Source organism: Falsiroseomonas selenitidurans (assembly GCF_012103215.1).
GTDB classification, from domain to species: Bacteria; Pseudomonadota; Alphaproteobacteria; order Acetobacterales; family Acetobacteraceae; genus Falsiroseomonas; species Falsiroseomonas selenitidurans.
On the sequence record NZ_JAAVNE010000028.1, the window covers coordinates 22,547 to 34,512 of the forward strand.

11 protein-coding genes are annotated in these 11,966 nt (G+C 73.4%); 5 read left to right on the forward strand and 6 right to left on the reverse strand.

What is annotated here, in order from left to right; genetic code table 11:
- Nucleotides 1-66 precede the first annotated feature (66 nt).
- Genes HEQ75_RS16865 through motA form a run of 3 tightly spaced genes read left to right on the forward strand, consistent with a single transcriptional unit; the run spans nucleotide 67 to nucleotide 3,483 of the window.
- Complete coding sequence (locus HEQ75_RS16865; protein ID WP_168032751.1) at nucleotides 67-1,479, forward strand: helix-turn-helix domain-containing protein; 1,413 nt, start codon at nucleotides 67-69, stop codon at nucleotides 1,477-1,479.
- Between the two features lie 46 nt (nucleotides 1,480-1,525).
- A complete protein-coding gene (locus HEQ75_RS16870) occupies nucleotides 1,526-2,620 on the forward strand; it encodes a flagellar motor protein MotB (protein WP_168032753.1) in 1,095 nt (364 codons plus the stop codon).
- Nucleotides 2,617-3,483 carry a flagellar motor stator protein MotA gene (gene motA / locus HEQ75_RS16875; protein ID WP_168032755.1) on the forward strand — a complete coding sequence of 289 codons (867 nt, stop codon included), beginning with the start codon at nucleotides 2,617-2,619 and terminating at the stop codon, nucleotides 3,481-3,483. The genes HEQ75_RS16870 and motA overlap by 4 nt, the downstream gene beginning before the upstream one ends.
- 3 nt (nucleotides 3,484-3,486) lie before the next feature.
- Here motA and HEQ75_RS16880 read toward each other — a convergent pair whose 3' ends face one another.
- Nucleotides 3,487-5,808, reverse strand: a complete 2,322-nt coding sequence (locus tag HEQ75_RS16880) for a hybrid sensor histidine kinase/response regulator (RefSeq protein WP_168032757.1) — start codon at nucleotides 5,806-5,808, stop codon at nucleotides 3,487-3,489.
- A 124-nt stretch (nucleotides 5,809-5,932) separates the two neighbouring features.
- Nucleotides 5,933-6,184 (reverse strand): DUF6522 family protein, encoded by a 252-nt coding sequence (locus HEQ75_RS16885; protein ID WP_168032759.1) that lies wholly within the window; start codon nucleotides 6,182-6,184, stop codon nucleotides 5,933-5,935.
- Nucleotides 6,185-6,252: 68 nt separating this feature from the next.
- Between HEQ75_RS16885 and HEQ75_RS16890 the strand changes: the two genes are divergently transcribed.
- The gene (locus HEQ75_RS16890) at nucleotides 6,253-6,687 is read left to right on the forward strand and encodes a PaaI family thioesterase (protein ID WP_168032761.1); all 435 of its coding nucleotides are present in this window, start codon (nucleotides 6,253-6,255) and stop codon (nucleotides 6,685-6,687) included.
- A gap of 68 nt (nucleotides 6,688-6,755) precedes the next feature.
- On the opposite strand, the gene HEQ75_RS16895 is transcribed toward HEQ75_RS16890, so the two are convergent.
- From HEQ75_RS16895 to HEQ75_RS16905, 3 genes are read right to left on the reverse strand one after another with little or no spacing between them, the layout of a single operon-like run.
- Nucleotides 6,756-7,982, reverse strand: coding sequence for a hypothetical protein (locus HEQ75_RS16895; protein WP_168032763.1), 1,227 nt, complete (start codon nucleotides 7,980-7,982; stop codon nucleotides 6,756-6,758).
- On the reverse strand, nucleotides 7,979-9,016 hold the full coding sequence (locus HEQ75_RS16900) for a hypothetical protein (RefSeq protein ID WP_168032765.1): 1,038 nt from the start codon (nucleotides 9,014-9,016) through the stop codon (nucleotides 7,979-7,981). The genes HEQ75_RS16895 and HEQ75_RS16900 overlap by 4 nt, the downstream gene beginning before the upstream one ends.
- 53 nt (nucleotides 9,017-9,069) lie before the next feature.
- The gene (locus HEQ75_RS16905) at nucleotides 9,070-10,236 is read right to left on the reverse strand and encodes a glycosyl hydrolase family 8 (RefSeq protein WP_168032766.1); all 1,167 of its coding nucleotides are present in this window, start codon (nucleotides 10,234-10,236) and stop codon (nucleotides 9,070-9,072) included.
- A 200-nt stretch (nucleotides 10,237-10,436) separates the two neighbouring features.
- Here HEQ75_RS16905 and HEQ75_RS16910 point away from each other — a divergent pair, with 200 nt between their 5' ends.
- Nucleotides 10,437-11,006 (forward strand): hypothetical protein, encoded by a 570-nt coding sequence (locus HEQ75_RS16910; RefSeq protein WP_168032768.1) that lies wholly within the window; start codon nucleotides 10,437-10,439, stop codon nucleotides 11,004-11,006.
- Between the two features lie 5 nt (nucleotides 11,007-11,011).
- Here HEQ75_RS16910 and HEQ75_RS16915 read toward each other — a convergent pair whose 3' ends face one another.
- A complete protein-coding gene (locus HEQ75_RS16915) occupies nucleotides 11,012-11,962 on the reverse strand; it encodes a 1-phosphofructokinase family hexose kinase (protein ID WP_168032770.1) in 951 nt (316 codons plus the stop codon).
- Nucleotides 11,963-11,966 lie beyond the last annotated feature (4 nt).

Here is an 11,966-nt window from a genome sequence, read left to right on the forward strand (position 1 = left end):
CGTCGGGCGCCGCAATCCTGTGCTGCCCTTCACCAGTTCGCCGGAAAATCTGTAAAGACTTAACCGATGACCCGTCCCCTGATCGGCCGCAGCATCCGCCGCCTGCGCAGTGAGCAGGGCCTCAGCCAGCAGGCCCTGGCGCTCCGGCTCGGCATTTCCGCCAGCTACCTGAACCTGATCGAGCACGACCAGCGCGCCGTCACCGCGAGCCTGCTGATCAAGCTGGCGCAGGTGCTGGGCGTCGACCTGGCCGCGCTTTCCGGTACGCGGGAGCGGGAGGTGGAGGCCGGGCTGCGGGAGGTGCTGGCCGACCCGCTGCTGGGGCTGGATTCGGTGCCGGAGGCGGAGGTTGCGATGCTGGCCGGAAGCGCACCGCAGGCCGCGCGCGCCATGCTGGCACTGTACCGCGCCTGGCGCGTGGCGCGGGAGGATGCCTCCGGCCTGACCCTGCCGTCGGGCCGTCGCCTGCTGCTGCCGCTGGAGGAGGCGCGGGACTTCTTCCATGAACACGCCAACCACTTCCCCGAGTTGGAGCAGGTGGCGGAAGCGATGGGCGCCGCGCTGCGCGCCGCACCGGCGGAGATGAACCACGCGGTGGCGGAACGGCTGCGCCAGGCGCATGGCGTGGCTGTCGCCGTCGGGCCGCTGGAAGGGGCGCTGCGGCGCTTCGACCCGGCCCGCCGGCGGCTGGACCTTTCGGAATCACTGCCGCGCGAAAGCCGCGGCTTCCAGCTGGCCTTCCAGCTGATGCTGCTGGAAGCGCGGGAGACGGTGGAGACGGTTGTCGCCCGCGCCGGGCTTTCCACGCCGGACGCGGTGGCGCTGGTGCGGATCGGCCTGCTGAACTACGCCGCGGGCGCCCTGCTGATGCCCTATGCCGCCTTCCTGGCCGCCGCCCGCGCCCTAAGGCACGAGGTGGAGGCGCTGGCGGCACGCTTCGGTGTCTCCTACGAACAGGCGGCGCACCGGCTGTGCACGCTGCAGCGGCCGGAAGCGCGCGGCCTGCCCTTCTTCTTCCTGCGCGTCGACCCGGCGGGCAATGTGGACAAGCGCTTCTCCGCCGCCGGCTTTCCCTTCGCGCGCTTCGGCGGGTCCTGCCCGAAATGGGTGGTGCACCAGGCCTTCGCCACGCCGGCGGTGACGCGGGTGCAGGTGGCGCAACTGCCGGACGGTGCCGCCTTCCTGTGCTTTGCGCGCGCCATCGCCGCGCCCGCGCCGCACTGGGGGGAACCCGCACCGCTGCATGTGGTGGCGATGGGCTGCGACGTGGGGCGGGCGGCGGAGGTGGTCTATGGCGACGGGCTGGATCTGGCGGGTGCGACGGTCGGCATCGGCCTGTCCTGCCGGCTGTGCGACCGCGCCACCTGCCGCAGCCGCGCCTTCCCGCCGCTGGAACATCGGCTGCAACTGGACCCCAACGAGGACACCGCCAGCCCCTGGCGGTTCGAGCCCGCCGGCGCCCGCTTAGGCCCGCCTTAACCGCCCCTGCCCTACCCTGCGACGGCGCCGGGACCGGCGCGGGCAGATGGCGCGGAGCTTCATGGCCAAGGGCGGCAAGGGTGGTGGCACGATCGTCATCAAGCGCATCGAGGAGGGCGGGCACGGCCACCATGGTGGCGCGTGGAAGGTGGCCTACGCCGACTTCGTGACGGCGATGATGGCCTTCTTCCTGCTGATGTGGCTGCTGAACGCCACCACGGAGGAACAGCGCCGGGGGCTGGCGGACTACTTCGCGCCGACCAACGTGCTGGGCCAGAACCAGACCGGCAGCGGCCAGCCCTTCGGCGGCCGCACGCCCAACGAATCGGCCCAGAACACCCAGAACGCCGGCGCCATCCGCCTGCAGCGCGGCCCGCTGCCGGTGCTGGAGGATGTGGAGGTGGAGGAGGACGTGCCCACCGTCGCCCGCCCGGTGCCGATGCGCGAGGGTCCGGATGGCGAGGATGACGAAGCCGATCCGCGCCGCGTGCGCCAGGCCCGCGCCGATGCGCCGCCGGGCGATTCCGATCCGCGCGCCCTGGCGCTGCAGGCCGATGCGGCGGAGGCGGAGGCGCGCGCCCTGTCCGATGCCGCGCTGCGGGCGGAGCATGAGCGGCGTGAACGCGAGGCCTTCGAGCAGGCGGCGGAGGAGCTGCGCCAGGCGGTGGAGGAGGATCCGGCGCTGGCCGACCTGGCGCGGCAGATGCTGGTGGAACAGGTGCCGGAAGGGCTGCGCATCCAGCTTCTGGATGCCGACCGGCAGCCGATGTTCGCGCTCGGCGGCAGCGCGCCGAACGACCGTGCCCGGCAGCTCCTGGCGCGCATCAGCCAGGTGATCGGGCGCCTGCCCAACCGCATCGCCATCGCCGGCCATACCGACGCCACGCCCTTCCGCGACGGCGGCGCACGGTCGAATTGGGATCTCTCCGCCGACCGCGCCAACGTCACCCGCCGGCTGCTGGCCGAATCCGGGCTGCCGGAGGCGCGCATCCGCAGCGTCACCGGCAATGCGGAGCGCGACCTGCTGCTGCCGGAAACGCCGAACGCCGCGGCCAACCGGCGCGTCTCCATCACCCTGCTGCGCGCCGAGCCCGCAGCCCCCGCGACGGCGCCGCGGGCCGCGGAGGCACCCGGCCGATGACGACGATCGGCGGCCTGGTCTTCCTGCTGGCCATGGTGTTCGGCGGCTACGTGATCGCCGGCGGCAAGTTCGGCATCATCCTGAAGTCGCTGCCCTATGAGATGATGATGATCGGCGGCGCCGCCATCGGCGCGCTCGTCATGGGGAACAGCATGCACAGCGTGAAGCACACGCTGGGCGGCTTCGGGAAGATCATCAAGGGCGAGCGCTTCCACAAGCACGAATATGTCGACCTGCTGTCGCTGCTGTACTGGTTCGTGCGGCTGGCGCAGACCAAGGGCGCGATGGCGCTGGAAGCGCATATCGAGAAGCCCTCCGAAAGCCCGGCCTTCCAGAAATTCCCGAAGATCCTGGCCGACAAGATCGCGCTGGCGATGATCTGCGACTACCTGCGCATGGTCGGCATGAACGCCGACGACCCGCACCAGATCGAGGACATCATGTCCAAGGAGCTGAAGAAGGTGCGGGAGGAGGAGCTGCACGTCGCGCATGTGTTCCAGAACACGGCGGATGCGCTGCCCGCGCTCGGCATCGTCGCCGCCGTGCTGGGCGTCATCAAGACCATGGCGGCCATCGATTCACCGCCCGCCGTGCTGGGCGGCATGATCGGCGGCGCGCTGGTGGGCACCTTCCTCGGCATCCTGCTGGCCTATGGCGTGATGGGGCCCATGGCGACGCGGCTCAACGGCGTGATCGAGGAGGACTGCAAGTACTACGAGGTGATCCGCGCCGTGCTGGTGGCGCATCTGCACGGCAATGCGCCGCAGGTGGCGGTGGAGGCCGGCCGCAAGGCAGCGCCCAGCCACTCCATGCCGAGCTTCGCGGAGCTGGAGGAGGCGCTGCAGAACCTGCAGATCGCCTGACCTTCAGCCCTGCCGCTCCGCCGCGCGCCGGATCAGCGCCCCGACGCGGCGCAGCAACTCCGCCCGCAGGAAGGGCTTGCGCAGGATCTGCACGTGATCCGGCAGGTTGCGCAGCCTCTCCACCGTCGGGTAGCCGGTCACCACCAGCACCGGCAGGCCGGGGCGCTGCTCCATCACCCGGACCAGCAGCTCCACGCCGGACATGCCGGGCATCGCGTAATCCGTCACCACGCAGTCCAGCGGCGCAGCGCCGGCGACGATGCGCATCGCCTCGTCGGCACCGGATGCCTTGGTCACGGTGTAGCCGGCGCCGGTCAGGAAATGGCCGAGGGTCAGCAGCACGGCGGGCGCATCATCCACCAGCAGCACATGGCCGCCTGCGCCGTCCTGCGCCCGCAGCGCCTTCGCTGCCGCCTCCGACAGCGCGGGCGCCACGCGCGGCAGCAGCACCTCCACCCGCGTGCCCTGGCCCAGCCTGCTGGTCACGCGCACGTCGCCGCCGGATTGCCGCGCATAGCCCAGCACCATCGGCAGGCCGAGGCCCGAGCCCTCGCCGACATTCTTGGTGGTGAAGAAGGGTTCGAAGATCTTGTCCAGGATCCCGGCCTCGATGCCGGCGCCGGTGTCCTCCACGGCTAGCACGGCGTAGTCGCCCGGCTGCAGCGTCTCGGTCGCCTCGGCCGCGGTGATGCGGCGGCTGAAGGCGCGGATGGTCAGGCTGCCGCCGCGCGGCATGGCGTCCCGCGCATTGATCGCCAGGTTCAGGATGCAGGCTTCCAGCTGCGCCGAATCGGCGAAGGCGTGCAGCCCGCCGGCTTCCTCCGTCGCCTGGATGCGGATGTTCGGCCCCAGCGTGCGTTCCAGCATCGCGACCGTCTTGCGCAGCAGGCCGGCGATCTCGATCCGGCTCGGCCGCAGCACCTGCTTGCGGGAGAAGGCGAGCAGGTGGTGCGTCAGCCGCGCACCGCGCATCGCGGCATCGATGCAGCCGCCGACCAGCTCCTCCGCCTCGACATCGTCCTGCACCTGGTCGCGCAGCAGTTCCAGGCTGCCCATCATGCTCTGCAGCAGATTGTTGAAATCGTGCGCCACGCCGGCGGTCAGCCGGCCCACCGCCTCCATCTTCTGCGCCTGGCGCAGCAGCGCCTCCAGCTGCACGCGGGCCGAGAGGTCGAGGATGGAGGACAGCACCATCGGCCCGTCCTCGGTCTCGATCGGGTTCAGCCCGATCTCCACCGGAAACTCGCTGCCATCGCGGCGCAGGCCGAACAGGTCGCGGCCGGCGCCCATGGGGCGGGATTGCGGTGCGTGGAAGAAGCCGCCGCGCAGGCCTGGATGCTGGCCGCGGAAGCGGGCCGGGACCAGCATCTCCACCATCCGGCCCAGCATCTCCTCCCGCGCATGGCCGAAGACGCGCTCCGCCTGGGCGTTCACCATCTCGATCCGGCCGGCGGCGTTCACCATGACCATGGCGTTGGGGGCCGCTTCCACGACGCGGCGGAAGCGTTCCTCCTGCCGCCTGCGGGCGGAGATGTCGACGATGGCGGACAGCACCATCGGGCCGTCCTCGGTCCCGATCGGATTGAGCCCGATCTCCACCGGGAATTCGCTGCCATCCTTGCGCAGCCCATGCAGGTCCCGCCCCGCGCCCATGGGGCGGGAGGCCGGGTCGGCGCCGAAGGCGCCGCGCAGGGCGGGATGCTGGCCGCGGAAGCGCGCGGGCACCAGCATCTCCACCGCCCGGCCCAGCATCTCCTCCCGCGCATAGCCGAAGATGCGCTCGGCCTGGGCGTTGACCACCTCGATCCGCCCGGTGGCATCGACCATCACCATCGCGTCGGGCGCCGCTTCCACCATCTGGCGGAAACGGTCGCCGCTGCCGGCGCCCGCCGCCCGCCGCAGCGCGGCGATCTCCGCCTCCCGCGCCGCCAGCGTCCGCCCGGCGGATTCCAGCGCCTGCTGCGCGCGGCGCCGCGGGCCCCGATCCTGCAGCAGGAGCAGGAAGCCCGGCGGCGGCCCGGGGTCCGGCAGCAGCGTGCTGTTGATCCAGACCGGGCTACCCTCCCGGTGCCGGCGGGCCGCCTCCTCCACCAGCCGGCCTTCCGCCCTGGCGCGGCCCAGGTCGTGGCGCGGACGGTCCTCCGACACCTCATGCGGCAGGTAGAGCAGGGCGAGCGGCTGCCCCAGCGCTGCATCCGGCGCGTGGCCCAGCAGTTGTTGCGCGGCAGCGGGCCAGCTGGCGATGCGGCCATCACCCGCCAGGCGGATGATGGCGCCGTCCGGCAGGCATTCCGCAAGGCGATCGAGCAGCGGGTTCTGGTTCAAGGGCGACCTCGGTGGCCGGCTGGGCTCGCACGTCGCGCATGATCCGGGAAGCACGCCGCGGCGACTTGCGACAAAGCTGCTACGATTGTGTTAAGGCGGCAACCTCAATCCCATGATGGGAAGGTCAGGTGATCCGCAGCACCCGCCCGTCCTGCGCCGCAACCAGGATCTGCCGGCGCGTCGCGCGCCGCTGCAGGGTCAGGCGCAGCCGTCCGGCATCCGCGCCCTCGCCCCGTTCCACCACGGAGAAGACGCGGCCGGCGCGCAGATCGGCCAGGAAGTCCTCCAGCGCGCAGCCCAGCAGGCCGGCCGCCTGTTCCGCCGTCAGCGCCACGTCGCCGGCGGCGTCGATCTCCACCCGGTCGGGCCACGCCATTGCCGCCTCCGCCATCCAGGGCCGCGCCGAGGTTGACCGCCGCCGCGCTTCGCGGCAACGGGGATCGCATGACGGACATGACAGACCTTGACCCTGGTGCGGCGTATCACGCGCTGCTCGGCCTCACCCTGGTGCATTGGGAGGACGGCTTCGCGCGGCTGGCCTGCGAGGCCGGGGATGCGCATCGCAACCGCTCCGGCATCATCCATGGCGGGCTGATCCTGTCGATGATCGACCAGGCGGCGGGCTATGCCGGGCTGTGGTGCAGCGTGCCGGGGCATGTCCGCAAGGCGGTGACGCTGGACCTGGATTGCCGCTTCACCGGGCAGGTGAAGGGCGGGCGCCTGATCGCGGAGGGGCGGGTGGCCCAGCGCGGCCGCAACATCTTCTTCGTGCGCACCGAGGTGTTCGACGCCGCCGGCCAGATGGTGGCCTTCGGCGCCTCCACGCATCGCTGGCGGGCGGGCAGCGAAACGCATGAGGGCCAGCCTCCCGGCGCCTGAGGGAGGACAGCCTCCCGGCGCCTGAGGGAGGACACCCCCCCGGCGCCTGGGGAGGCGCGGCGCTGGGGTCAGGCCGGGCGGCCGGTGTCGGCCAGCAGGGCGCAGCCGGCCTCGGGGCCGGCCAGGATCTCCGCCAGCCGCGCCAGCTCGATCCGCCCCAGCCCGCCCGGCGCCTGGGCCAGGCGGTGCAGTTGCTGCAGAGCGTCGCGCAGCGTGCGGTCGAAGGCGGCCTCGTGCCCCAGCCGCCGTCCCGCCACCTCCAGCTGCCGCAGGTCCCGCGCCGCGATCTCCAGCGCCAGCACGGTTTCGTCTGCCGCCGGCGGGCCGGCCGCGGCGCGCACCGCCGGCAGCAGCAGCGTCTTGACCACCGCCTGCGCAAGATGCTGGTGGCAGGCCTGGCTGGTGTCCCGCCGCAGGGTCACGGCCTGGCGGCGCCGCTCCTCGCGCTGCGTGGCGGTGCCGGTGCATTCCATATCCGCCAGGCGTCGGCCAAGCCGCCCGGCCGTATCCGCCATTTCCCGCGCCGTCTCGGCTTCCGCCACGGCCGCCGCATCCGCCACCAGCAGGGCCGTCAGCTCACGCTCCACCAGCGGGCTCATGATGTTGGACAGGGTGGCGGCCACGGCGGCGACCTGGGCGGGCTGGGTGGCGCTGCGCAGCAGCAGGGTCATCCCCGCCGTCAGCGGCCCGTTGCCCTCCAGCGCCAGCGGCGCCAGGGCGGCGCGCACCAGCGGCTCGGGCGGGCCTTCCTCGGCCGCGCTGCGAGCCTGCCACAGCGCCACGGCGTGCCGCCACAGCCCGCAGCACAGCGCCAGGATCGGCTCCGCCGCCTCGGGCGGCAGGCCGCTGGCGGCCCAGTTTGGCGGGATGGCGAAGCGCAGGCCTGCACCGGCGGCCGGCCACAGCAGGCCGCCGAGCTGGGACACCAGGGCGCGGTTGGCCAGGGTGTGGCCCAGTGCCGCCGCCTCGATCTCCTCCGCCAGGGCGGGCATGTCGCGGGCCAGCAGCGCGGCGATCGGGGCGATGGCGCTGCGCGGCACATAAGGGTTGCCCGGCCGCCAGTCCCGGGCTTCCACCAGCGCCCCTTCCACCGGCAGGAACAGCAGGCGCGGCAGGCGAAGGGGCCGCGGTGGCTGCAGCCGCCGCAGCCGCGGCCGCACGCTGTCCAGCACGGCATCCGCCGCGCCGCGGTCGTTCAGCCCGTCCAGCATGGCGACGACGCGGCCCACGGCGTGGTCCGGCGCCTGCTGCAGGGCGACGCGCAACTGCCGCGCCTGGCCGCCCAGCAGGCTCACGGTGCCAGCCCCCGCAGGGTTTCGTTGCGCTGCACCAGCTGCACCAGCCCGCCGCCGCCGCCGCCACCGGCTGGCGCCACCACGCGGCGGGCGCGCATCAGCGTGTCCCAGTCCACCCGGGGGCCGGGCCAGACATCGGCTTCCTTCGGCGGGATGGGCAGCATGGCGACCACCTCGGTCAGCGCCGCCTGCCTGCCGGAGGGGCCTGCCGCAGCCCACAGCGCGCAGATCGTCGGCCAGCCATCCAGCAGCCAGTCGGGCCGCGCCGCCAGTTCCACCAGGCGTTGCAGGGCATGATCCGGGCGCAGTTCCTCTCGCGCCAGGCGGGCGGGCAGATCCTCCACCTCCTGCCACAGGGCCTCCAGCGCCGCATCGGCGGCGGGCAGCGTCATCCGCGCCGCGCCCTGCGCCACGGCGGCGGCGCGACGGGCCTGCGGGGTTGACGCCATCTCCGCCCAGACGACGAGACTCGCGGCGAAGGCTTCCAGCGCGACAAGGGCTTGCGGCAGCGCGGCGGCGGCGGCGTTACCCAGGTGGCCCGGGCCGACGCCGGCCTGCGCCAGCACGGCGACCATGGCGCCCAGGATGCCGGCAGCGCCCGGCACGCCGGCGAAGCGCTTCCCGAGGGCGGCGCGCACGCCGTCCCGCACCTGATCCTGCTGGCGCAGCGCCGCATCCGCCGCGGATTGCGCGCCGCGCCCGGCATAGCCCTGGCGCGCCACTTCCCGCGCGGCGGCGCGCACCAGGGCGGGCGTGGGATTTTCCTGGTCGCACACCAGCAACCAGAGCCGCCGGTCATGCAACGAGGGCGCGCAATGGAGCAGGCAGGCGGACCAGTCCAGCACGTAGAAGCCGCGGCCGCTCAGCGCCGGCAGGATCACCTCGGCCCGGCCGAGCGGGCTGCGGCGCAGCCGGGCGCCGCCCAGCAGCGGCGCGGTGAAGGGCATGGCGCAGCCGCGTTCGGCAAAGCTTCCCTGCCGCTCGGGCAGCGCCGCGGCAAAACCATCGAAGGCGGTGGTGGGGGCATCGAGCATTGCTCGGCGCAGTCTGCCCCCGCCCGATGAACAAAGCGTTCGCTGCCGGCACCTCAGCCTTGGCGGGCCTGCGCCTGGCGCTGCCGCATCCGGGGTTCCTCCGTCATGTCCAGGTCGTGCGCGTCCCAGGCGTAATGGGCCATCATCACCAGCTTGGCGGCGTAGTAGTCGCGTGCTGCGACGACGCGCGGCAGGGCCGTGTGGCGGCCCCAGCCGGCCTGCGCCGCCATGGTCAATTGCGCCACCGCCAGGATGCCGGCGGTGGCCGCATAGGGCGCCAGGGCACCGGTGCGCAGATCCGCCCAGGCGGGCATGAAGGGGCGCGTCGCATCGGCCCAGAAATCGGCGCAGGCGCGCACCGCGGGTTCCCGGCCGTGGCCGCCCCACACCAGGTGCAGCGGCACCCGCACCGCATCCCAGGAAAACCGGGGCGGCCAGGGTGGCGCCGGTGCCGGGTTGCCGCCGCCGCGCGGCAGGCTGAGCCAATCCGGCGGCAGGCCCCAGCGGCCGAAGCGGGCCTGGCGCATCAGCGAAAGCCCGGTGTCGCGAAGCGCCCCCCAGGCCGGGTCCGGAAACGCCCGGTCCAGGTCGCGCAGGGCACCGAACAGCCAGTAGGAGGGGTTGACCACGATGCGGTCGGGATGGGTGAAGCCCTGCACGCCCGGCAGCAGCAGCAGGGAAGCGCCCTGCCGCAGGGTACACAGCCGCAGCAGGTCGCGCGCGATCGCCTCGGCCAGGCTGCGATGCGCCGCCTCGCCCCAGCGGTCATGCGCCAGCACCAGGGCCCAGGCGATCAGCAGGTCGCCGTCCGAGGCATTGTTCGGGTCATCCACCGGGATGGCGGCGCCGGGGGTCCAGCGCCAGGGATGCAGCGCATCGCCCGGACGGCGCAGGGCGCCCTCGGTCCAGGCCAGGATGCGCTCGAAGGTCGCGCGGTCGCCGTGGCGGACGGCAAAGATCAGGCCGGTGCCCTGTCCCTCGCTGTGCGAGACGCCCCGGTTGGCCGAATCAATGACGCGGCCGCTGCGGTCCAGCCAGCGGCCACAGAACACCTGCCAATTGTCCCGGTCGCGCTCCGCACCGACATCCGCCAGGGCAGGACGGGCTGCCAGGGGCAGCGCCGCGGGAAGCGTGGCACCAAGGCTCGCGCCAAGGCCCGCCATGCCGCGGCGGGTGATCGGGCGCTGTCTGGCGCGGGGAAGCACGGGCGGCGGCTGCATGTCCGGCGCCTTCCCTCAACGTATACGTGCAGTCTCGGCCGGACGCTGGATTGCGGCAAGGGCGGCCGGAGCAAGTTGCACAATGAAATCTCCCAGCAGCGAAGCGTACCTGAATCCGTCCTGTGCATAAAAGCAGGCCGCCGCCTCAAATCATTGATGCTCATCAATCCTGCGCCTGGCGTTTGGCCTAGTCTTGGAGGATGAAGCGACGTGCCATCCCCGGCCTGCTGCTGACGCTGTTTGCGCCCAGGTCATCGCTGGCGGCCGACGCCCCGGCCTCGCTGCCCGCGCTGCCCCTGCCCCCGATGCCCCTTTCGGCCGCCCTGCGCCATGCCGCCGGATCCGGCCTGGTGCCCGCGGCGCCGTCGCCGATGCCGGGCGGGCTGGTCCTGCATCTGGCAGCGCCGGCCGCCGATACCTGCAGCCCCCGTGCCGCCTGGCTGCTCTGCCCCGGCCTGCGCCTGGCCGTCGCCAGCGCCGGGCCGGAGGCATCGGTGCAGGCGATCTGGCAAAGCTGGGTCCTGTCCGTGCCGCAGCCGCTTGCGGCCCTGCGCGCTGTCGCCATTGCCCGGCATGGCCCGCCTGTGTCGGAGCGCCGGGAACAGGAACGCCGGCGCGGCCGCGACCTGGACCTGCTGGTGCTGGCCTGGCGGCTGGCCGAACGGGCGGCGCCATTGCGGCTGGAACTGACCCTCGTGCTGGAGGAGGAGGCCGGGCCGGCGCCGGAGGTCGTCACCATCGGCTGGTCGGCGGTTCCCGAACCCCCGTAGCGGGTTCAGACCGCGCGCAGCAGCCGCCGCATCTGCGCATGGAGCGCCACGACCTCCGCCCGCTGGGCGTGCGCAGTGCCGGATTGCGCCACGGTGGCCCCCCCGGCGGCGCTGCCCCAGGCGAAGGCCTCCGCCGCCGGCTCGCCGCGCGCCAGCGACAGGGTCATGGCGGCAACGAAGCTGTCCCCGGCGCCGGCGGCGCCGCGCACCGGCACGTCCGGCGCCGGCAGCCGCCACACCTGCTCCGCACTTGCCAGCACGGCGCCGCGATGGCCGAGCGTGACGGCGACCAGCCGCGCCGCGCCGCTGCGCGCCAGCGCCTGCGCCGCTTCTTCCTGCGCCGCGGCCTCCGGCAGCTTGCGGCCGAGCAGCGACTCGAACTCGCCCAGGCTGGGCTTCACCAGTTCCAGCCCCCCGGCAGCGATCGCGGCCCGCAGCGGGGCGCCGGAGCTGTCCACCACCACGCGCTGTCCCCGGCCCCGGGCCTCCGCCGCCGCGCGGGCGAAGAAATCCTCCGGCATGCCGCGCGGCAGGCTGCCGCTGAGCACCAGCCAGCCGCCACCGGCCTCCGCCAGGGCGGCCAGGGTGGCCTGCGCCTCGGCGGCGGAGACCTCCGGCCCCTCGGGAACGAAGCGGTATTCCAGGCCGCTCGACAGGTCCTGCACGATCTGGCTGATGCGGGTGCGGCCGGCGATCGCCACGCTGCGGCGGGGCACGCCCTCCGCATCGATCAATTCCTCGATGAAGCGGCCGGTGACGCCGCCGGCCAGCACCACCGCAAGCGTCCGCCCGCCCAACTCCCGCAGCACGCGGGCGACGTTCACGCCGCCACCGCCGGGGTCGAAGCGCTCATGCCGGGTGCGGATCTTGCGCACCGGGCGCACCGCCTCGGCCTCGCAGGCCAGGTCGACGGAGGGGTTCGGCGTCAGCGTGACGATCAGGCTGTCCTGGTGCATGGCG

What these genes read in the sequence shown, in the direction of transcription:
- HEQ75_RS16870 (WP_168032753.1), top strand. Translation starts at nt 1,526, where the DNA reads ATGGCGCGGAGCTTCATGGCCAAGGGCGGCAAGGGTGGTGGCACGATC.
- HEQ75_RS16905 (WP_168032766.1), bottom strand. Translation starts at nt 10,236, where the DNA reads ATGCAGCCGCCGCCCGTGCTTCCCCGCGCCAGACAGCGCCCGATCACC.
- HEQ75_RS16910 (WP_168032768.1), top strand. Translation starts at nt 10,437, where the DNA reads ATGAAGCGACGTGCCATCCCCGGCCTGCTGCTGACGCTGTTTGCGCCC.
- HEQ75_RS16890 (WP_168032761.1), top strand. Translation starts at nt 6,253, where the DNA reads ATGACGGACATGACAGACCTTGACCCTGGTGCGGCGTATCACGCGCTG.
- HEQ75_RS16885 (WP_168032759.1), bottom strand. Translation starts at nt 6,184, where the DNA reads ATGGCGTGGCCCGACCGGGTGGAGATCGACGCCGCCGGCGACGTGGCG.
- HEQ75_RS16865 (WP_168032751.1), top strand. Translation starts at nt 67, where the DNA reads ATGACCCGTCCCCTGATCGGCCGCAGCATCCGCCGCCTGCGCAGTGAG.
- HEQ75_RS16900 (WP_168032765.1), bottom strand. Translation starts at nt 9,016, where the DNA reads ATGCTCGATGCCCCCACCACCGCCTTCGATGGTTTTGCCGCGGCGCTG.
- motA (WP_168032755.1), top strand. Translation starts at nt 2,617, where the DNA reads ATGACGACGATCGGCGGCCTGGTCTTCCTGCTGGCCATGGTGTTCGGC.
- HEQ75_RS16915 (WP_168032770.1), bottom strand. Translation starts at nt 11,962, where the DNA reads ATGCACCAGGACAGCCTGATCGTCACGCTGACGCCGAACCCCTCCGTC.